The sequence below is a fragment of the Amycolatopsis sp. NPDC041971 genome (genome assembly GCF_055588925.1).
Genome location: NZ_JBVJCE010000007.1, coordinates 274,124 through 293,993 on the forward strand (window position 1 = coordinate 274,124; position 19,870 = coordinate 293,993).

A 19,870-nucleotide genomic window follows, 5' to 3' on the forward strand; every position below is an offset into this window, starting at 1 on the left:
GAGACGCCCGGTGACCACCGGTGGTGTGACACGCCGATGATCACCGGGACGTGCCATGGGTCAGTACGGGTTGTCGTCGCCGGCGTTGCAGCTGCACTTCGACGACTCGACCAGCACGTCCAGGTCGTCGACGAGTTCGATCTCCTCGATCGGCACCTCGACGGCCGTTGCGCGGAAGTGAATTTCCACGGCGACAGCGGTCATAACGTTCTACCCTCCTCCAGTGGGCTCGGATCAGTGCTGGCAGTAGGCAGCCAGTGGCGCCTTCGCTTTGCGATACAGTGTGACGAGCGGCATGCACGTTCCGCAGGTGCCTTGTAGCCCGCATCCGGTGCAGTCACCCTGACGCAAGAGCAACTTGTCGGCGATCCCGCCGAGCCGGGTGAGACCTGCGACGCCTTCGTCCATCAGCGGGACCTGCGGGTCGCGGCCGACCTTGCAAATGCTGGCGTGGCCGTGCGGGTCGACGTGGAAGAAGGTGTGCCCGGCGGAGCAACCGGTGAACGGCTTGCGTTTGCGCAGGTACTCCTGTGACTGCGCCGGCAGGCTCTCCGCGCCGCCGTAGATCGTCGGTGACATGTTCGAGAACACGTGGTGCGGCAGCTCGTACCGCTCGGCCAGTGCTTTCATCGCGTCCAGCTCGTGGGCATTGTGCTCGGTGACGATCAGGTTCAGGTTCAGTGGCAGCCCTGCCTCGTGCGCGGCGGCGATACCGCGGGAGAACTTCGCGAACGATCCGCGGCGCCGCGTCAGACCGTCGTAGGACTCGGCGGTCGCGCCGTAGACGCTGATCGTCAGCCGATACGGACGATGAGTCGCGAGCAGGTCGAGGATGGCGGGGTTGGCCAGCCGGGAGCCGTTGGAGGAGATCGACAGCATCATGCCCAGCTCGAACGCACGGGTATAGACATCGGGAAACAGCTTGTCGATGAGGGGTTCGCCGCCGGTGAGCTGCAGCCACAGCACCCTGGCCTCGGCCATGATGTCCAGCAGCCGGACCCGATCCTGCCAGGACAGCCCCTCGAATTTCTTCAATCCCAGATAGCAGTGTTCGCAGTCGTAGTTGCAGCCGAGATTCAGTTCGTAGGACGCCCGCCCAAAGCCATAAGACGACTCGTTCCGGACCAGAATCGTGCCGGGCACAGCACTACCGTAGATGTCGAGATCCGGCCAACGACGGCGAACCGCCTCCGCCAGCCACTCTGGGCACGAACCTGTCGCGGCGTCTCCGTTCAGCTCTCGCCAATAGCGCGGCGGAAGCTTGATCCCAGAGACATGGCCGGGCCGGACAAGAAGGAAATCCTCCAGGAATGGACTGGCGACAAGTGCATACATAAGCGCCCCTCTGGCCGGCGAGCAACGGTGCGTGGCCTGTGGACTTCGACCGTGCCGCAACGCGAGGGCACTGGTCAATGAGCCCGGCGTTTACACACCCGACGGCTCACAACAGCTCAGGCCAACGGACGAGACCAACCTCGGACTCTCACCCCCAGCAATCGGCACCACACCACCATCGTGTACTTGCCATGACAGCGAATCGTCCGGTCACGAACGGCGAACGCGCGTATGATCGGCCGCCCTTTCGCCAGACTCGTCCCGCATGCCGCTTTCACAACATCTCGTTCGCATGGGTACTTTGCGTTCGGCGCACAGTCGCCTCAACCGACCCACTCCGGCAGTGGTGTCATAGGACAAAACGGGCTCAGGCTACCTGTCAAGTCGTTGTTTGCCACGTTGCCCGCAACTACCTTGTGCGCACGGCCGGACAAGCGCCAAGGGAGGAAGTTGTGTCAAAGAGCCGCAACTAGCCATTCGCGTAGTCGCGGTCTACCTCGCACCAATTTCCTTCGTTGAGGTAATGAACCGCACCGCTGTCCGGCGGACTGGTGGCGGCGATCGCGGTCAACGCCGCTGTCGAGGCTCAGTGGCCTGATTTCGCACAGACGGCGGCCACGCAGAGATAGGCGACCGCGAGGACCGCCGACCAAGTCGCACTTGTTTCGACGGCCAGATAGAGATGCACCAGCGCGAGGACGCCATAGGTCACAGCGAGTCCTCGCAGGGCTTCGGAGCTGCCCAAAGACCACCCACCGCCCGGATTCACGCCCGGAATACTCCAGTGCGCGGCGGCAGAGCGGCGGACCACGGCCACCCAACGCCGATGTGCCCGGCACGCCGCCGTCGAACGGCGGGTACCGGGCACATCGGACGAACGCGAATCGTCAAGCTTCCACCCGCGTCTTGGTTCCCGCACACCCAACGGGAACCGGCACTCAGTTGTGCTGGCTCGTCCCGCCGTCGAGCACGCCGCCCGCGGCGCAGTTGTCGGGGGTCTCACCGCTGGCTTCGTGGGCACCCGGCGAGAGGATCGGCACTCCGATGCCGTTGAGCGTGTCGCGGATCGGCACCTGGACACCCAGCACGTTGATGTCGTTGTCACAGACGCCGAGTACGGCGTTGACATTGTGCAGCACGTCGATGTTGTTCAGGTTGGCCAACCCGGCCTGCTCGCTGATGTCATGGCCGTGGTGACCGTGGCCTTCGTCGTCCGGCGTCCCGGCGGACGCGATTCCACCGGTCAGGAACGCTCCGGCCGCCATCGCGGCGGTGACGAAACCAATCTTCTTCAGCATGCATTCTCCTCTGATAGGAATGGGGTGACGTAGGGGAAGGGCACCGGCGTGCCGCAGCGCAAAAGCTACCGACCCGGTGAACGGATCTCCATTCGATGCCATCATCGTGTGGTTCGAAACCACGTCTGACCGAGGTTCTTGTACCCCGAAAGGAGGACGCAAGGCGGAATGGACATCGTTTACGAATCCTGTCGGCGGTGACCTCATGAGCCCGGTGTCCCGGCTGCGCGACTTTTTGCGAGGTATGCGGACGGAGATCAGTCACATACAGTATCGAGAAATTGTTTAGAGCATGTTCCACTACCCGTCCGAATTACAAGCACTGGTGTAAATCTTTTCTTTGGGTGACAAAACTCCCGCCGCGGTCCTTCGAACGTGGCGACTCCGCCCCATCTCTACGCTTCCTGCCATCTCAGCGAAGTGGCCGAATGCCGGCCCGGTTCGTGTCGTGGCGAGAAGGAGCCGTTGGTGGTCGCTTACGGGATACTCGTCGTGTCGGCCGTGCTGTACGCGATAGGGATCGTCGCTCAGAGCGTCGCCGCCCAGCGAGCCGCGCACGAGCGTGGAACAGGTCTGGGATTGCTCGCCCGGCTGGCCGCCGACCGGCTCTATCTGGTGGGCTTCGCCGGACAGGTAGGCGGTTTCGCGTTCGCGTTCTTCGCTCGCGAATCACTGCCGCTGTACCTGGTCCAGACCGCTTCGTCGTCGGCGATCGGACTGGCGACCCTTTTCGGCGTCGTGGTCTTGAACTGGCGGGTGCGGCTCAGTGAGGTGCTGATGCTGGCGCTGATGGCGGGTGGACTGGTCGTCCTCGCCGGCTCGTCGAAACCCTCCGTCGCCGACGATTTCTCACCGGCCACCGTTCTGCTCCTGACGGCCGCGCTGGTCGCGATCGGAGTGACCATGACCCAGCTGGGCCGGACGGACACTTTTCTCTTGCCCGCCCTGCTTTCCGGGGTTTCGTTCGCCGTGGTGGCGATCATCAGCCGGGTGCTGGCCCATGAGGAACTCACCTCTCTGCCGTCGAATCCGCTGACCGGGCTGATGCTGGCCGCCGCCGTACTCGGGCAGGCTTCGATGGCGGTCGCTCTGCAGCGTGGCCTCGCCACGGCGGTAGTGGCGACGGCCGACGCCACGACGATCGTGCTGTCCTCCATCGCCGGTATCACGGTGCTCGGTGATCAAGTCGCCGAAGGAACCGGGCCTTGGGTGGTCTCAGGACTCACGGCGGTCGTCGCCTGCGTTCTGGTGCTCGGCTCGTTGGCCCGCACCACGTCGACCTCGGCCGGTGTCGCGGAGAAGACGGCATGACCGCGCGGCCACTGGCGAGCGTGTCGATCGACCTCGACAATCTGTGGGCCTACCGCAAGACCCACGGCGACCCCGAGTGGCGCCGGTATCCCAGTTTTCTGCCTTCGGCCGTGCCGCGGCTGCTCGAAGTCCTCGGTGAGCAGCGGCTGACGACGACGGTGTTCGTGGTCGGTGCCGACGTCGTCCGCGAAGACGGCGCCAAGGCGGTCAACGAGATCACCGCGGCCGGTCACGAAGTCGGCAACCACTCGTTCGGCCACGAGCCTTGGCTTCACCGCTATACCCGTGCCCGTCTCGAAGACGAACTGCGACGTACCGATGACGCGATCGTCGAGGCCGGTGCCCCGCTCCCCCTCGGCTTCCGCGGGCCGGGTTTCAGCCTCAGCCGAGACCTCGTCGAAGTACTGGCCGGACGCGGATACGCCTACGACGCCAGCACACTTCCGACCTGGATCGGCCCGTTGGCCAGGGCCTATCACAATCGCACGGCACCTCCGCGCGACGGCGGTGACGACGGCGACGGTCGTGACGAACTGTTCGGCGGGTTTTCTCGGGTGCTGGCGCCGGTGCACGCGTATCGCTGGCGAACGAGCTTCGGCACCGGTCTCGTGGAGCTTCCGGTGACGACGATGCCGTTGGTGCGCACGCCGATCCACGGTTCGTACCTGCTGCAACTGCACGAGATCTCGCCCCGGTTGGCCAGGGGTTATTTCAAGACGGCATTACGGCTTTGTCTCGCCAGGGGGGTCGCGCCGTCCCTCCTGCTGCATCCCACCGACGTCCTCGGCGCCGCGGAAGCACCCGGTATGGAGTTCTTCCCCGGGATGGCCGCGCCCAGCGGACGCAAGGTGGCTTGGCTGGGGTGGGTGCTGCGCGCCTTGCGCGAGCATTTCGACGTCGTCGGCACCGGTGAATACGTACACCGGACCAACCCGCGGCGGGAGCGCTCGGTGACCTGCCTGGACGCCGGGAGATGACCGCCTTCACGGTCGTCACCCCGGTCGAACACGACGCACGGGCGGCGATGTTGCGCGCTCTCGCGTACGCCACGGTCGCCTTGGCGCCGATCGAGGGCTATCTGGCAGCCGCGCACCCGCATCTCGGCAAGGTCGTGCCCGCGCTGCTCGTCACCACGTGGCTGGTGACCCGTGTCCATCAGCGACGGTTGCCCCGGCCGACGCCGCTGCACGCGGTACTGGCGCTGCTCGCGACGGTGGTGGCGATCACCGCGGCGGCCCATTCATCGGGCACCTTCACCGCGGAGTACACCTTGCGCTGGCTGCCGTTCCTGGTGCTCACCGCGGTGCTGGCGGACGTCGCCGGTCGTGAGGCACCGATCCGCGGGTTGCTGCTGGCCATGGCCACGGGAGCGACCGCGGCCGCGCTCGGCGGGCTGTACAGCCTCGTCGCCGACGGGCAAACACGCGCCGCCGGTCCGCAAGAGGATCCGAACGACCTCGCGTATTTCCTGGTCGCCGCGGTTCCGCTGCTCTTCGTCGCACGTCGGGGTTCACCTCGGCGGTCGACCGTCGTGACCCTCGCTTGCATCGTGCTGGTGGCCGGCGCGACGGCGACCTTCTCCCGCGGTGGCGCCTTGGGGCTGGCCGCCGCCGTCGGCTGGCTGACCCTGCGCCGCGTCCTGTCCTGGCGGGTACTCGCCGCCGCGGCCGCCGCGGCCGGGGTGCTCTGCGCGGCGGCGATGCTGCTCGCCGGGCCGCGGATCGAACGGGCGTTCCAGGAGAAGACCTACATCGCGGCCTCCAATGTGGACACCAGGGAGCTGCGCTGGCAAGCGGCGGCCCGGATGGTGGCCGAACATCCGGTCCTGGGCGCCGGTCCTGGTGGATTTCGCGAAGAGTACGCCGCCGAATCGCACAACGCGGAACTCGACGAGCAGACCCCGGTGGCGCACAACATGTACCTCGAGGTGTCCGCGGAACTGGGCCTGCCGGGATTCGCCCTGTTCATCGCGATGATCGTGCTCGCGGCGACGGCGAGCGAACGGGTCGTCCGGACGGGCGACCCCGCCGCCAGGACCGAGGCGATCGTGATCCAGGCGTCGTTGCTGGCCGTACTGGTCACTTCGACGTTCCTCTCCGAGCAGTACTACCTCCCGTTGTGGTCGCTGACCGCGTTCGCCGTGGCGGCCGGAGACCGGGTTCGCCGAGAGAAAGGCGGGTTCCCATGCGTGTCCTGCACGTGATCAGTGAGATGGGCGCCGGCGGCGCCGAAACCCTCGTGGCGGGCATGGCGGCCCGCGGCGAGGAGTACGGCTGGGTGTCCGCGGTCGCCAGTGGCGGTGGATTCCGCGCCGACGCGCTGGCCGCGGACGGGGTGGCGACCTTCCCGGTCCCGCTCGCCCTTCGCAGCGGGACAGGCGTGCTGCGGGCGGCGTGGGCGGTCCGCCGGGCGATCGCCCGGTTCCGGCCGGAGGTCGTGGTGGCCCACAACGTCGGCGCGAGCCTGGTCGCCCGGCTCGCGCTCGTTGCCGGGCGGCGGCGGCCGTTGGTGACCGTCTTCCACGGCGTCGCCGACGATGAGCTGACGAGGGCCGCACGGATCCTCCGGCGCACGTCCGACCGGGTGGTCGCCGTTTCCCCCGCCACGGCCGACCGGCTGGCCGAAGCGGGCCTGACCCGCCCGGTCGTGATCCGCAACGCCGTGTTCGCGCGGCCTCCGGTCTTCGGCCGGGCGGCGGTGCGGGCGTCGCTCGGCGTCGCGGCCGGGACGCCGGTCGCGCTCTGCCTCGCCCGGTTGGAGCCGCAGAAACGCCACGACGTGCTGCTGGACGCGTGGGCGCTGCTCGGAGGCGACGCGGTGCTGTGGTTGGCGGGTGACGGGAGCCTGCGTGCCGACCTCGAGTCCCGTCTCGGGGAGGCGAACGGCCGGATCCGGTTCCTCGGTACTCGCGAAGACGTGCCCGATCTGCTCGCGGCGGCCGACGTGACGGTGCTGACCAGCGATTGGGAGGGCCTGCCGCTGGCCGTACTCGAAGCGATGGCGGCCGGGCGGCCGGTCGTCGCGACCGATGTCGGCGGTGTCGGTGAGGTGCTGTCCGGCGGCGCCGGGGTGGTGGTGCCGCCCGGCGACCCGCTGGCCGTGGCGGAGGCCTTGGGCCCGTTGCTGCGCGACAAGTCCGCACGGGACTCCTTGGCCGCCCAAGGCCTGCGGACGATCCAGCGGGAGTACGACCCGCACACGGTGATGAAGGCCTACGACGAACTGCTCCGCACGACGCTGGAAGGAAAGCGGTGAAAGAACTCCTGACGCGAATTCCGCGCTTCGCGGTCCTCGGCGCCGCCGTGGGACTGCTGATCGGCTCGCTGGTCTTGGTGGTGGGCTTGTCCCGCGACGAGCAGTACCAAGGGCGCGTGAGCCTGCTGGCCGAGCCCATCGGACAGGCGGAGGGCTCGGTCGCGCAGTACGGCGAAGTCGTCTCCCTGACTTTGCCCGCCTTGGTCGAACTCGCCCGCAGTCCTTCGGTGCTTCAGGCCGCGGCACCGGTTTCCGGTTACTCACCGGAAGAACTCGGTCGCCGGATTTCGGTGGAACTGGTGCCGGCGTCCGGGGTGGCGCGCCTGTCGGTGCGGGCGGCGTCGTCGGAGCAGGCGGAGGCGACGGCGACGGCACTGGGCAAGGCACTGGCCGACGCGAATCTGCTGGCCCCGGTCGGCAGGCTGCGGCCATTGGACGCCAAGGCCGACGTCGCCGTGGTCACGCCGGACACTTCGCTGGTGACCGGGCTCGCCCTGGTCGCGGCCGTGGCCGCCGGGCTCGCCGCGGCGGCGATCCGCCGGTCGATGCCGTCGGAACCCGGGGGTGGGACGAGGTCCGTGCGCCGGGCGCTGCTCGCGGCGGGGATCCAGCGGCCGGTGGCGGTACTGCGCGGTGACGACCCGGGGATCACCGACCGGCTGGCCGTTCTCGGCCTCGCGACGGGGCGGCCGGTACGCGTGGTCCCGGTCTCCCCCGAATACAGCGAGAAGGCCGAGAAGCTGGCGGCCGCGCTTTCGGCGGACCAGAACCAAAGCGGCTCTTCAGTGGTGGCCGTGGCCGGACGGCGAAGTCAGGACGAGCTGACCGCGGCGGCCGGTGTCCTGCCCGCCGAGGCCGTGCTCATCGCGGTGGTGCTGGCGTGAGCACGAGAGAGCGCGTCGTCCTGGTGGTCGCGACGATCGTCGGCTCGGTGAGTGCGTGGCACGCGCTCACGCCGTCGTGGCGAGTGCCGCTGCCGGGACAGGCGGACCCGGCCGAGGAGCGGCTGCAGGATTTCCGCGACGCGCTGTACTTCCCGATCCGCGAGTTCCTCGCGGGCGGTAATCCCTACGATCCCGCCGCGATGTTCGCGCACTGGCCGGTGCGGCAGGACTTCAACCTCTACCAGCCCTACCACCTCTTGGCGCAGCTGCCGTTCGCGCTGCCCGGGTACCGGGTGGGCGCGGTGGCCTTCACGGTGTTCTCCTTGCTGCTGCTGGTGGCGCTCGCGGCGCTGGCCACGGTCGCGATCCGGCGGCTCGTCCCCGTCCCGTTCGCGGTCACCACCGTGGTGCTCGCGGCGCTGCTGGTGACCAGCCAGGTCGGGAAGGCACAGCTCTACGTCGGCCAGGTGAACCCGCTGATCGCCGTCGGCGCGGCGGGGGCGTTGCTCGCCCGGCGGGACCGGCCGGGCTGGGCGGCGGCGGCGCTCGCGCTCGCCTGGCTCAAGCCGCAGTACGGTCTTCCGCTGGCGATCTTGCTCTTCGCGAGGGGATCGCGGCGGGTGGCACTGGCCGGGACCGCCGTCGCGGCGGCCGCGAGCCTCCCGGTCGTGGTGCTGCTGGTGATCCGCAGCGGCGGGGTCGGCGCCTTCCTCGACGTCGTCGCCGCGAACATCGCTCACGCCCGTGGTACCGCTTACGGTGCGGTCGATTCCCTTACCGCGCAACGGATCGATGTCGGGGCGGTGGTGTTCCGGGTCACCGGCCAGGCTCCGTCCGGCATCGAGCCGCTCGTCTTGGCGGGGGTGCTCGTCACGAGCGTGCTGCTCGTGCGGCGGCTCGACCAGGTGTCGGCCTCCCCGGTCGCCGACCTGCTCACCTGTCTCGCCGTGGTGGTCTGCGTGGTGCACCAGCCCGGTGACGTGCTGATCGCCGTGCCCGCGATGGCCGCGGTGGCGGTGCTCTGGTGGCGTCATCGAGCCGAGCCGGGATGGGGCGCGGCCGGACTCGCCGTGCCGGCGGCGGCGATACCGTTCGCCCATCTGTACACGGTGGACTCGGCGGTGGTCTCCCTGTTCGGCACGCGGGTGGCCGTCACGGTCGACGGGGTCGCCGTGGTCTTCGCGTGGTGCGCGCTGGTCTGGGGCGCCGTCCGGCTGACCGGGGCCCGATCAGCCTCGCCGGTCGCGGCCGGGAGCGGCGGATGACCGGCGGACTCGGGACGAGGGCGGTCCGGGGCTCGCTGTGGCTCGGCGCGGTCAACCTGGTCAGCAAGGGCAGCCAGATGCTGATCACGCTGATACTGGCGGCGCTGCTGACCGAGGGGGAACTCGGGATCGTCGCGTTGGCGGTGTCGATGGTCAACCTAGGCCAGGTGGTGCAGTCGATCGGCGTCTACGACGTGATCAGCCGCACCGAACGCGATCCGCGCCGGATGGCGGGGACCGTGCTGACGATGAGCGTGGGCGCCGGCCTGGTCCTGGCTATCGTGCTCGCCGCCGCGGCGGGTCCGGTCACCGCGGTGCTCGGTGCCCCGGACGCCGCCGGCTTGGTCCGCCTGGCCGCGATCGGCCTCCCGTTCTCGGCCGCGGGCGGGGTCCAGATGGGGTTGCTGCATCGGAAACTGGACTTCCGGCGACGGCTCTTGCCCGACGGGGGGAGCGCTGTCCTGGGTGCCGTCGTGACGGTCGTGCTCGCCCTCGACGGTGCCGGACCGGCGTCCGTCGTGATCGGCCTGGTGTGCACGTCGGTCGCCCAGCCACTGCTCGGTGGGCTGGTGGGCGGCGGGGTGCGGCCGTGCTGGGACCCCTCGGCGGCGGCGGAAGCCTTGCGCTGGGCCTCGGCCGTGGGGCCCGCGGCCGTCGTGGCGGCGGTGCTCGTCAACCTCGACTACCTCGTGGTCGGCCATCTGCTCGGGCCGGACGCGGTCGGTGTCTACTCGCTGGCCTACCGGCTGGCCTGGGTGCCCTACATCATGGTGGCGGTCGTACTGGGCGCGGTGGCCTTTCCGGTGTTCACGCGGCTTTGCGGAGAAGAAGGCGCGCTGCGGGAGATGGTCACCCGGTTCACCCGCGCCGTGCTCGTGATCGCCGGCGGCCTGTACCTCGCGCTGACCGTACTCGCCGACCGTGTCGTGGTGCTGGGCGCGCGATGGGCGGACGCGGCGGGTCCCCTGATCCTGCTGTCCGGTTACGGCCTGGGCATCTGCTTGCTGCAGATCTGGTACCAGGCGGTGAAGGCGACCGGGCACGCCAAGCGGTATCTGGCGCTGGAGTGCACCCATCTGGCGATGCTCGTGGCCGGGCTGGCGTTGCTGGCGGACCTCGGGATCGGCGCGGTGGCGGCGGTTCAGTTCGCCTCGGCCTGGCTCATGCTCCCGATCGCCTGGCGCGTCCTCACCGGGCTCGGCGTCGCGCCCCCGGTGCCCGGACTGGCCGGGATCGTGATCCGCCTGCTGGGTGCTTGCGTGATCGGCGCCCTCCCCGCCGTTCTGCTCGACCACGCGGGCTTGTTCGGGCCCGCGGACTCGCTGCCGGGAACCCTCGGCGAGGGCGTGGTCCTCGTCGCCGGTTACGCCGCGACGGCGCTGGTCCTTCACCGCGGCGAATTGCGATCGCCGGACCGGGGAAGAACGCCATGAACATCGTGCACGTCTCCCAGCCGGTGACCGCCGGCGTGGCCGCGGTCGTCCTCGAACTCGCGGTGGCCCAACGGGATCGAGGCTGGTCGGTGACCGTGGTGTGCCCGCCATCGGGCTGGCTCGCCGAACGCTTACGACGGCACGGGATCGAAGTGCGCGGCTGGACGGCGACCCGCTCCCCCGGTCCGCGGGTGATCGCCGAAACCGTGAGACTGCACCGCGTTCTCGCCGAACTGCGACCGGACGTCGTGCACCTGCACAGCTCGAAGGCCGGGCTGGCGGGACGGCTGGCGCTGCGCGGAAAGCGGCCGACGGTGTTCCAACCGCACCTGTGGTCCTTCGAGACCGTACGCGGACCGCTGCGTCGTGCGTCCGCCACCTGGGAACGGTTCGCCTCCCGGTGGACCGACCTCGTCGTGTGCGTGAGCGACGACGAACTCGCCGTCGGCCGGCAGGCGGAGGTCAGCGCGGACGCGGAAGTCGTCTGCAACGGTGTCGACACGACGAGGTTCGCTCCTCGCGACCGGGCCACGGCACGGCGAAGGCTGGGGTTGCCCGAACGAGCGCCGATCGCCGTCTGCCTCGGCAGGCTGGCCGAGCTGAAAGGCCAGGACCAGCTGCTGTCGGCCTGGCCGGAGGTGCTGCGGCGGGTGCCCGGCGCGCAACTCGTGCTCGCCGGCGACGGGCCGATGGGCGCCGTCTGGCGTGACCGGCATCCGATGGCGGCGCACGGATCGGTGCGATGGCCGGGGCACACCGACGACCCCGCGGTGTTCTACACGGCCGCGGACGTCGTGGTACTCCCCTCGCGCGCCGAGGGAATGGCCCTCGTCCCGTTGGAGGCCATGGCGTGCGCCCGGCCGGTGGTCGCCTTCGACGTCGGCGGAATGTGCCAAAGCATCGCCGACGCGGGCACCGTGGTGCCGCCGGGTGACCTGGACACACTCGCCGTCGCGGTGGCCGCCCGTCTCGCCGGACCGGAACTGGCCGGGCTCGAAGGCGATCGCGGACGACGGCGCGTGGAGCTGTCCTTCGACCGGAGGCGGATGACCGACCAGATCGCCGTTCTCGTCGAGAAACTCGTCATGGAGGAGCGCATCCGGTGAAACGCGTCGCCTATCTGCTGACCCAGGACCGGGGCGGTCCGGTCGACGTCACCGTCCGGCTCGCCGCGGCCCTGCTCCGCGAAGGGGTCGGCGTCCGTGTCTTCGGACCTGTCCCCGCCAGGGATGCCGACCTGCTCGAGGGCAACCACGAGCGGCTTCTGGTGGCGGATAAGCAAAACCTCGCGGCCGCCGGCCGAGCGCGGGCGGCGATCCGGGCCTGGCGGCCGGACGTGGTGCACGCACAGGATCGCCGTGCGGGGCTCGTGCTGGCGGGGATGCGCTTCGCCCGCGCGGCACGGCCGCTTCTGGTCCAGACCTATCACGGCGTGCCGGACGACGTGACCGAGCGGTGGTTCCGTGCCGGACAAGGCGCCGTGGGACCGTCCGCCTATACGCGGGCCGTCCTGACCGGCGACGCGGCGGTGGCCCGCATCCTCGACCACACCGTCGTGCCCGCCGGGGCGATGGGCCGGTTCCTCCAAGCTCGGCTGCGGGTGCCGTCAAGTCGGCTGAGCCAAATCGACAACTGCGTCGAGCCCGCCGAACCGAGCCCTCCGGCCGGACCCGTCCGGCACCTGATCTTCGTGGGCCTTCTGGTGGAGCGCAAGGGGATCCTGGACCTGCTCGCGGCACTGTCGGTACCGGGAGTCTTCCCGCCCGGCGCCGGGCTGACCGTTGTGGGTGACGGCCCGCAACGGGCCGACGCCGAACAAGCCGCGCGGACGCCGCCCTTGTGCGGGCGCGTCGATTTCCTGGGTTTCCGGCCGGATGTCCCCGCTCTGCTGGCGAAGGCGGACGCGCTGGTGCTGCCGTCCGCCATGGAACAGCAACCCTTGGTCGTGGCCGAGGCCATGGCGGCGGGAAAACCCGTCGTCGCCACCGATACCGGCGGAGTGGCCGACATGCTCGGTTCGGCTCCCCTGGTGCCGCCGGGTGATGTTCCCGCCCTCGCCGAACGCCTGCGCGCGCTGTTCGCCGACCCGGATCCTGCCCGGACAGGCGTCCTGCTCGCCGCGCGAGCCCGGCGGCGTTACGCACCGGACGTCTGCGCGCGGCGACACCTCGACCTGTACACAGCGCTTCTCGCCGCCCGGGGTACAGCTGAGGGGTAAGGCAAAAGTGGCGCGACCGACCCTGTGCCGTGACGGCCCCCTTGACCACCGGGTCGGTGCGCCCGCGCCCCGCCTGGACCGGATCCACACTGCCCGCAGTGCGTGAAGACGTGACTCGCGTGATCAGACACGTGACTCGCGTGCCCGGACGCACGTGTACGGCGTCTGATCACGCGAGATCCGTCTCCAAGCACACGAGATCCGTCTTTGATCACGTGAGTGCGGGGTCACGTCACTCAGGTCACCACCCCGCGGGCCAGCCTGAGCCGTCACGACAGGCATCCGGTGACGTCACGCTCGACCTACGGGGCACTACTTCGGCTTGACCATCACGATCCCGTCCGCGGCCGCCAGGGTGATCTGAGCGGGCCGTGCCGGTGACGAAGACGGCGAAGACGGTGAGGACGGCGGGGACCACGAAGGCGGCGCGGAGAAGACCGGCGCGGTGCGGTTGCCCGCCACGACGAGTCCTTCGGGCGGCGTCACGGTCTGAGCCGCCGACGTGGGGTTCACCGCGACCCAGCCGCCGGTGAACGTCCGGGTCCACACCCCGTTGGGCTGGCGCCCCGCCGCGTCGACCGCTTCCCCGAGGTCGCTGCCCTGCAGTGCCGACCATTCGGGATCGCGGTAATCGTCCGTGGTGGCCGGGGTCCAGCACGTCTGGGGACCGGCCAGCAACGCGGCACTCGCGTATCCCGCCCGGTGCTGCTGTGCCGTCCTCGTCCGGGTGACCAGCAGCAACAGTGACTCCCCGAGCGCGGCCTGGGCCCGCAGCTCCTGGAACTCGTTGCCGCGGAAGGTGAGCAGCCCGCCGCTCCCGCCGTCTTCGCGGAACCCGAAGTTCTCCTCCATCGCACCACCGAAGCGGGAATGCGCCGTCCACCTGCCCGGCAGCAGATGCGTCTCCGACACGTTCGGCACGAACAACTTCCCCGCCTTCTGCACGGCGTCCCCGATCTGCGAGAGAAAGGCGTCGAGACCGTCACGCAGCTTCCGGTCGGTTTCCGCCATGGTCGTCGTCCCGGCGAGGATCGCCGTCGAATAGTGCCTCAGGGAGTTGAAGTCGTTGTCCGCCAGGATCCCGTCCCAGCCCTCCCTGGTCACTTCCGCCATCACGGCGGCGATCCACGCCTGCTGGTAGGCCGAGTCCCACACCGTCATCTGCCAGTGCTTCGGGTAACCCTGCCATTCGATGCGCCGTCCTTGGGTGTCGGTCGCGAACCATTCGGGATGCGCGCGCTGCGCCGCGACGTACCCGATCCCGCTCGGCAGGAACTCGGCGTCCTCACCCCCGTTCACCGCGCCCGCGTAATTGCGGGTGCTGGACAGATCCTTGTAGACGAGCACCTTGATCCGTGGATTGAGCTCCCGTAGCGTCCGCATCGCCGCGGTCTGGTCGGCGTTGAGCACGACGACGTCGTACCGCCGGGCGGCCAGCCTCAGTTCGTCCGCCGTCGGCGGCTGCCCGATCCCGTACCACCACGCGCACGGCGCCAGCGGTTTCGGCGGTGGCGCCGCCGACTGGCCTGCCGAACTGGCCACACATCCGGCGACCAGTACCAATGCGGCGCATCCGGCGGCGAGCCGGATGACGACCGGGCGTTCGAACGTCAGCGCCGCCTTCGGCAAAACAGTTCTCCCATCGTGAGGATGATGATCTTGACGTCCAGCCAGAGTGACCAGTTGGCGATGTAGTAGTTGTCGTACCGGGCACGGTCGGCGATCGAGGTGTCCCCACGCAGGCCGTGGACCTGAGCGAGACCGGTCAACCCCGTCGGCACCCGATGGCGGGCCCAGTAAAGGTCGTGGACGGCGGAGAACTCCTCGACGAACACCGGCCGCTCCGGCCGCGGTCCGACCAGGACCATGTCCCCGCGCACCACGTTCCACAGCTGCGGCAATTCGTCCAAAGAGGACTTACGCAGGAACCGGCCGACGGGTCCGACCCGGTGGTCGCCGGCCACCGACCAGCGTGTCGCCGAATCGTCGACCGTCTCCTGCCGGACACTGCGAAGCTTGTAGAGCAGGAAGGTGCGGCCGTCCACACCGACGCGCACCTGACGGAAGATCACCGGGAACCCGCTCTCCAGCAGGACCGCGATCGCGCACAACGCGATGACCGGCGCCAGTACCACGAGCGCGACGGCGGCCAGCGCGGTCTCGATCACGCGTTTGAGCAACCAGCTCGGCCGTCGAGTCGGCGATCCGGCCAGCCGCATCAGCGGATAGCTCCGAAGCCGGTCGACTCCGTGCTTGTCCGGGCAGAGCGCGAACAGCCGAGGCAGGACCAGGGTGACGCACCTGAGCCGGTGCGCCGTGACGGCCGCGTCGACGGCGGAGCTGTCGCCTTCTCCGGTGTGTGCGAGCACGACCGTCCCCGCACCGTGCCGGACGATGGCCTCGGCCAGCCCGTCGCGGATCACCTCCACCGGGAGAGCGGAAGTCCTCCCGACCGGGCCGGAGGGCACGAATCCCACCGGGAGAAGACCGAATTCCGGATGCCGCAACATCGTGCGGATCAGGTCACCGGCACTGTCCCCCGCACCGACCACGATGGCGCGGTCACAGCGCCGGAGCCGTCTGCGCCCCCATCGCCCGAAGGCGAACACCCACGGCCGCATGCCTTCGCTCAGTACGGCGAACTCCAGCACCATCCACTGTATCGAGGTCAGCCCCGATGTCACCGGTTGCGTCGCCGCCACGAAGCACGTGATCACCACGAACGCGAGCAGGGAAGCACCCACCGATCGCGGCAGATCCTGCAGCCAGGACAACCACAGCCGGCGCCGGTGAACCCGTCCGGCGACACGTGCGCCCGCCAGGATCGTTCCAGCCAGAAGTGCTTGAGGCACGGTCACTCCGGCGATTCGCGCCGCGACCAGCCACGCGACGACGTCGACCATGGCGAGCAGCACCACGACGGCGTTCACCCGCGCCAGCAAGGGACGTCTCCGCCTGGTGGCGGCCGGTCGGCGATACGACCGGTCCCGCAGTGGTCCGGCGAGTGCCGGAGTCCTCAGTTCGGTCACCACGCCGGTCCTTGCCGGGATGGGTGAACGGCCGAACCCCGCGCGAGTCTGCGTGACGAACGGAAACCCCGCCCGCCGCCGGATCCGCCGCGGATCGATTTCGTCTTCACGATGAATTTCCACTTTCGTCACAAGTCAGCCAATCGGACCAAATCCTGTTCGGTCCGCCGTCTTTTTCCGCGTTTCGCGGCCGGCAGACCCGATCGGGCGAACGAGCTGAATCCACCTTTCAGGGGATACCGGTGAACACGTTGTGTTTTCAGGAACAACCCTCCTTTCGGGGGATCTCAGCCGACCCTAAAGAAAGGGTTCAACATAGCCGAATATGAGCTGTCGGCCGAACCGAGGTTTACGGCCGTGGGGATGATTTCGAGCAGTCGAAGGGGATACGTGTCAGCGAATGAGACCGCTCTGGCCACGAGAGCGGAACCGGACCGTGAAAGGGCACGGACCGCTGGACGGGCGCATGTCGTACTGCCCGCGTTCAACGAAGAAACGGCCTTGCCCGTTCTGCTGGAACGGCTCGCCGAGGCCGCGCTCACCGAGCAGCTCACCGTTTGGGTGGTCGACGACGGTTCGTCCGACCGATCCGCGGCCGTGGCCGAATCCGGCTTCGGCGGACTGGAAGTGCGCGTCGTCCGGCACGCGGTCAACCTCGGCCTCGGTCGCGCCGTGCAAACCGGTCTCCGCGCCGCGCTGGACGAATCGGGTGCCGACGACATCATCGTCGTCATGGACGCCGACGACACCCACGATCCCGGCTTGATCCGCCGGTTGCGTGAAGAGATCGCCGCGGGCGCGGATGTCGCCATCTGTTCCCGGTTCGTCCCCGGCGGCGACGATCGGACCGCGCCACCGGTCAGGCGGTTGCTTTCCCGTGGCGCCGCCCAGCTTTTCCGGCGCGCCCTCGCTGTCGACGGGGTCCGTGACTTCACCAGTGGCTACCGCGCCTATCGCGCCACGCTGCTGGAGAGGGCCTCGGCTCACTGGGGTGACCGGCTCATCGAGGAGCAGGGTTTCGCGTGCATGGTGGAGCTCCTGCTCAAGCTCCGTCACTGCAGCCCGGTGATCAAGGAGGTTCCGCTCGCCCTGCGCTACGACCGCAAGCGGGGGCCGAGCAAGCTGAAACTCCGGCGGACTCTCGTGCAATACGTGAAACTGCTCGTCCGCGACCGGCTCAGCCCGGCGCCGTACCGGAAGTTGTGATCCTCCGGTGACAACCACGTTCTCCTCTTCCGTCGCGGTGATCGGCGGCGGAATCTGTGGCCTGGCCACCGCCCACCGGCTCACCCGCCGCGGGGTCCGGGTCACCCTGCTCGAGGCCAGTGACCAGCTCGGCGGGCTCGGCACGTTCTTCCCGCACGGCGATCAGGCGGTGGAACGGTTCTACCACTGCGTCATGCCGACCGACGCCGAGCTCCTCGCCCTGCTGGACGAGGTGGGCTTGAAGGACACCGTGCGCTGGCGGAAGACGACGATGGGCATGGTCGTCGACGGCCGCCATCATCGGTTCAACTCCGCTCTCGACCTGCTGCGGTTCACCCCGTTGCGGTTCCACGAGCGGGTTCGCTTCGGCTTGGCGTCCTTGCTGGTGCGACGGTGGGGAAAGGGCCGGGACCTCGACGTGCTCCGCACCGAGGACTGGCTGCGCGGGCTCTACGGCCGTCGTATCTGGGAAGAGTTCTTCGCTCCGATGTTCGGGTCGAAGTTCGGCCCCTCCTTCGGCGACGTCCCCGCCCTGTACCTGTGGCAGCGACTCGGACGTGAACGCAATGTCGCGACGCGCGGATACCCCGACGGGGGCTACAGGACGATCATCGACGCGCTGCGGGCGTCCATTGAGGACGCGGGCGGGACGATTCGGCTGTCGGCGCCGGTCCATCGGCTGCGCGGCACCGCTGACGGCTGTTCACTCACGCTGTCCGACGGCGAGGTGCTCGACGTGGACAAGGTAGTCTCGACCGTGCCGCTGCCACAGTTGCGCCGGCTCGCCGACGACGAACTCGCGGAGCGCCTGCCGGGGAGCGATCTCCGGTATCAGGGAGTGGTCACCGGCGTGTTCTTCCTCCGCCGCCGGCTGAGCGGGCATTATTGGACACCGGTGTTGCGCTCCGGTACCGGATTCGACGGCGTGGTGGAAATGTCCGCCCTCACCGGTACCGAAATACACGGCGGCGCGAATCTCGTCTACGTCATGCGCTACACCGACCGGTCGTCCCGCCTCTACCGCGGCGAGCCGGACCGTATCGCCGCCCAATGGACCGATCAGCTCAGGGAGCTTTTCCCCGAACTGCGCCCGGAGGACGTCGAGTCCGTGCGGGTGTTCAAGGCACCGTTCGTCGAACCGGTGTACCCACTGGGATACCTGGCCGCGCGGCCACCCGTCACGGTCGACGGCACCAGCCTGTTCTTGGCTACCACCGCCCACGTGTACCCGGACGTCACGAGCTGGAACTCGAGCGTCAAGCTCGCGAACCGGGTGACCGGTCTTCTTTTCGAGAGCCTCGGACGGCAGGACGCCGGCGAGCGGGTGCCGTGAGCGGCTCACCGCGGCGGGATCATTCCCTCGATCGCGTCGACGATCCGACGCGAGGCCGACCCGTCCCCGTACGGTGAAGGGATGTGCCGCAGCCGTTCGCGGTGCCCCGCCACGTCGTCCAGCCACCCCGCCGCCTCCGCACCGATCCGCGGTCCAGGCGGCACGAGTGTCCCGAAGTCACCGGAGATCTCGGGGCGCTCGGTACTCCGGCGGACCACGATCACCGGCCGTTTCAGCACACTCGCTTCTTCTTGGATACCGCCGGAATCCGAAACGATGAGCGCCGCTTCGGCGGCCAGCGCGAGGAAAGAAGGGTAAGCCTGGGGTTCGAGTACCAGGAGCGGGACGAGGAGGCGGGTCAGGCCGAACCGCCGCACGCTCTTGCTCGTCCGGGGATGCAACGGGAGTACCACCGGAAGCGGCAGCCTGCCGAGTTCCCGCAGGATCTCCGACAGCCGTGCGGGATCGTCCACGTTCTCCGGCCGATGGAGCGTCGCGAGAACGTACTCGTCCCGGCGCAAGCCGCGAACGGACAGGAGATCGGCCCTGGCCGCCGCGGGCGGTAGCCCGGCCACAAGCGCCTCGACGACCGTATTGCCGGTGACCACGATCCGTTCGGTGGAAACGTTCTCGGCGACGAGGTTTCGCCGATTGAGGTCGGTCGGGGCACAACAGAGGTCGGCGAGATGGTCGATGAGGACACGGTTGTGTTCTTCGGGCATCGCGCGGTCATGACTGCGCAGCCCGGCCTCGACGTGCACGAGCGGGAGTTCCCGGGCGTTCGCCGCCAGCGCCCCGGCGAGCGCGGACGTCGTGTCACCTTGTACCACGACCACCGGATGAGGGAACTCGGCCAGGGCCTTGTCGACGGCGCCGATCGCTTGGCCGAGTTGCGCGGCACGGCCGTCCACGGTCACGCCGAGTTCGCGAAACCGCTGGGACGACGGCAAGTCCGCGCGGATACGCGAGTACAACGACTCGTCGTAGTGCTGTCCCGTGTAGACGACGGCACAACGGTCACCGAGGCATTTCATCAACGGGGACAGTTTGATGAGCTCCGGCCGCGTGCCGCAGACCAGCACGACGCCACCGGCCATCGCCTGCCGTCCCGACCGGGGAAGCACCTCGGTCCGCTCTTCCGGTGGCGCGCCGGCACCGGTGACGATCGACATGCAGAGGTCCTTTCGACTTCGGTCCGCACGCACGTTACCCACCGGCATCACCGGCGTCGCCACGATCAATCCATTGTGTGATCCGGTTGCGGCACCCACCAGAAAGCACTCCACTCTAATAGGGTGAACCG

General features: G+C 69.0%; 18 protein-coding genes. 11 read left to right on the forward strand and 7 right to left on the reverse strand.

Annotated elements, in window-relative coordinates:
• Window positions 1–60 precede the first annotated feature (60 nt).
• The 4 genes from ACZ6DT_RS17220 to ACZ6DT_RS17235 all read right to left on the reverse strand — a co-directional run bounded on the left by ACZ6DT_RS17220 (window position 61) and on the right by ACZ6DT_RS17235 (window position 2,633).
• Window positions 61–204 carry a hypothetical protein gene (locus tag ACZ6DT_RS17220; protein WP_465595504.1) on the reverse strand — a complete coding sequence of 48 codons (144 nt, stop codon included), beginning with the start codon at window positions 202–204 and terminating at the stop codon, window positions 61–63.
• Window positions 205–234: 30 nt separating this feature from the next.
• Window positions 235–1,143: a radical SAM protein gene (locus tag ACZ6DT_RS17225; RefSeq protein WP_465595507.1), complete on the reverse strand. Its 909-nt coding sequence runs from the start codon at window positions 1,141–1,143 to the stop codon at window positions 235–237.
• A 778-nt stretch (window positions 1,144–1,921) separates the two neighbouring features.
• Window positions 1,922–2,047: a hypothetical protein gene (locus ACZ6DT_RS17230; RefSeq protein WP_465595510.1), complete on the reverse strand. Its 126-nt coding sequence runs from the start codon at window positions 2,045–2,047 to the stop codon at window positions 1,922–1,924.
• Window positions 2,048–2,273: 226 nt separating this feature from the next.
• Window positions 2,274–2,633 (reverse strand): hypothetical protein, encoded by a 360-nt coding sequence (locus ACZ6DT_RS17235; RefSeq protein ID WP_465595512.1) that lies wholly within the window; start codon window positions 2,631–2,633, stop codon window positions 2,274–2,276.
• Between the two features lie 468 nt (window positions 2,634–3,101).
• Here ACZ6DT_RS17235 and ACZ6DT_RS17240 point away from each other — a divergent pair, with 468 nt between their 5' ends.
• From ACZ6DT_RS17240 to ACZ6DT_RS17280, 9 genes are read left to right on the forward strand one after another with little or no spacing between them, the layout of a single operon-like run.
• Entirely contained in the window at window positions 3,102–3,944 is an 843-nt protein-coding gene (locus ACZ6DT_RS17240; RefSeq protein WP_465595515.1) for a DMT family protein, read from the forward strand.
• The gene (locus tag ACZ6DT_RS17245) at window positions 3,941–4,921 is read left to right on the forward strand and encodes a polysaccharide deacetylase family protein (protein WP_465595518.1); all 981 of its coding nucleotides are present in this window, start codon (window positions 3,941–3,943) and stop codon (window positions 4,919–4,921) included. The genes ACZ6DT_RS17240 and ACZ6DT_RS17245 overlap by 4 nt, the downstream gene beginning before the upstream one ends.
• On the forward strand, window positions 4,918–6,147 hold the full coding sequence (locus ACZ6DT_RS17250; RefSeq protein WP_465595521.1) for an O-antigen ligase family protein: 1,230 nt from the start codon (window positions 4,918–4,920) through the stop codon (window positions 6,145–6,147). Before ACZ6DT_RS17245 ends, ACZ6DT_RS17250 begins: the two co-directional genes overlap by 4 nt.
• Window positions 6,129–7,199 (forward strand): glycosyltransferase, encoded by a 1,071-nt coding sequence (locus tag ACZ6DT_RS17255; RefSeq protein ID WP_465595524.1) that lies wholly within the window; start codon window positions 6,129–6,131, stop codon window positions 7,197–7,199. Before ACZ6DT_RS17250 ends, ACZ6DT_RS17255 begins: the two co-directional genes overlap by 19 nt.
• Window positions 7,196–8,083 (forward strand): YveK family protein, encoded by an 888-nt coding sequence (locus ACZ6DT_RS17260; RefSeq protein ID WP_465595527.1) that lies wholly within the window; start codon window positions 7,196–7,198, stop codon window positions 8,081–8,083. Before ACZ6DT_RS17255 ends, ACZ6DT_RS17260 begins: the two co-directional genes overlap by 4 nt.
• The gene (locus tag ACZ6DT_RS17265) at window positions 8,080–9,348 is read left to right on the forward strand and encodes a glycosyltransferase 87 family protein (RefSeq protein WP_465595530.1); all 1,269 of its coding nucleotides are present in this window, start codon (window positions 8,080–8,082) and stop codon (window positions 9,346–9,348) included. Before ACZ6DT_RS17260 ends, ACZ6DT_RS17265 begins: the two co-directional genes overlap by 4 nt.
• Window positions 9,345–10,781: an oligosaccharide flippase family protein gene (locus tag ACZ6DT_RS17270; RefSeq protein WP_465595533.1), complete on the forward strand. Its 1,437-nt coding sequence runs from the start codon at window positions 9,345–9,347 to the stop codon at window positions 10,779–10,781. Before ACZ6DT_RS17265 ends, ACZ6DT_RS17270 begins: the two co-directional genes overlap by 4 nt.
• A complete protein-coding gene (locus ACZ6DT_RS17275) occupies window positions 10,778–11,887 on the forward strand; it encodes a glycosyltransferase (protein WP_465595536.1) in 1,110 nt (369 codons plus the stop codon). Before ACZ6DT_RS17270 ends, ACZ6DT_RS17275 begins: the two co-directional genes overlap by 4 nt.
• Window positions 11,884–12,999 (forward strand): glycosyltransferase family 4 protein, encoded by a 1,116-nt coding sequence (locus tag ACZ6DT_RS17280; protein ID WP_465595539.1) that lies wholly within the window; start codon window positions 11,884–11,886, stop codon window positions 12,997–12,999. The genes ACZ6DT_RS17275 and ACZ6DT_RS17280 overlap by 4 nt, the downstream gene beginning before the upstream one ends.
• A gap of 312 nt (window positions 13,000–13,311) precedes the next feature.
• Here the strand turns inward: ACZ6DT_RS17280 and ACZ6DT_RS17285 are convergent, their stop codons facing one another.
• Together ACZ6DT_RS17285 and ACZ6DT_RS17290 are read right to left on the reverse strand one after the other, a co-directional pair.
• Entirely contained in the window at window positions 13,312–14,628 is a 1,317-nt protein-coding gene (locus ACZ6DT_RS17285; RefSeq protein WP_465595542.1) for a putative glycoside hydrolase family 15 protein, read from the reverse strand.
• The gene (locus ACZ6DT_RS17290) at window positions 14,610–16,028 is read right to left on the reverse strand and encodes an exopolysaccharide biosynthesis polyprenyl glycosylphosphotransferase (RefSeq protein WP_465595545.1); all 1,419 of its coding nucleotides are present in this window, start codon (window positions 16,026–16,028) and stop codon (window positions 14,610–14,612) included. The genes ACZ6DT_RS17285 and ACZ6DT_RS17290 overlap by 19 nt, the downstream gene beginning before the upstream one ends.
• Before the next feature lie 390 nt (window positions 16,029–16,418).
• On the opposite strand from ACZ6DT_RS17290, the gene ACZ6DT_RS17295 reads away from it, so the two are divergent.
• Window positions 16,419–17,234: a glycosyltransferase gene (locus tag ACZ6DT_RS17295; protein ID WP_465595548.1), complete on the forward strand. Its 816-nt coding sequence runs from the start codon at window positions 16,419–16,421 to the stop codon at window positions 17,232–17,234.
• Between the two features lie 7 nt (window positions 17,235–17,241).
• The gene (locus ACZ6DT_RS17300) at window positions 17,242–18,567 is read left to right on the forward strand and encodes an NAD(P)/FAD-dependent oxidoreductase (RefSeq protein ID WP_465595551.1); all 1,326 of its coding nucleotides are present in this window, start codon (window positions 17,242–17,244) and stop codon (window positions 18,565–18,567) included.
• 5 nt (window positions 18,568–18,572) lie between these two features.
• On the opposite strand, the gene wecB is transcribed toward ACZ6DT_RS17300, so the two are convergent.
• A complete protein-coding gene (wecB, locus tag ACZ6DT_RS17305; protein ID WP_465595554.1) occupies window positions 18,573–19,739 on the reverse strand; it encodes a non-hydrolyzing UDP-N-acetylglucosamine 2-epimerase in 1,167 nt (388 codons plus the stop codon).
• Between the last annotated feature and the right edge of the window lie 131 nt (window positions 19,740–19,870).

What these genes read in the sequence shown, in the direction of transcription:
- ACZ6DT_RS17220 (WP_465595504.1), bottom strand. Translation starts at nt 204, where the DNA reads ATGACCGCTGTCGCCGTGGAAATTCACTTCCGCGCAACGGCCGTCGAG.
- ACZ6DT_RS17275 (WP_465595536.1), top strand. Translation starts at nt 10,778, where the DNA reads ATGAACATCGTGCACGTCTCCCAGCCGGTGACCGCCGGCGTGGCCGCG.
- ACZ6DT_RS17235 (WP_465595512.1), bottom strand. Translation starts at nt 2,633, where the DNA reads ATGCTGAAGAAGATTGGTTTCGTCACCGCCGCGATGGCGGCCGGAGCG.
- wecB (WP_465595554.1), bottom strand. Translation starts at nt 19,739, where the DNA reads ATGTCGATCGTCACCGGTGCCGGCGCGCCACCGGAAGAGCGGACCGAG.
- ACZ6DT_RS17255 (WP_465595524.1), top strand. Translation starts at nt 6,129, where the DNA reads ATGCGTGTCCTGCACGTGATCAGTGAGATGGGCGCCGGCGGCGCCGAA.
- ACZ6DT_RS17270 (WP_465595533.1), top strand. Translation starts at nt 9,345, where the DNA reads ATGACCGGCGGACTCGGGACGAGGGCGGTCCGGGGCTCGCTGTGGCTC.
- ACZ6DT_RS17245 (WP_465595518.1), top strand. Translation starts at nt 3,941, where the DNA reads ATGACCGCGCGGCCACTGGCGAGCGTGTCGATCGACCTCGACAATCTG.
- ACZ6DT_RS17250 (WP_465595521.1), top strand. Translation starts at nt 4,918, where the DNA reads ATGACCGCCTTCACGGTCGTCACCCCGGTCGAACACGACGCACGGGCG.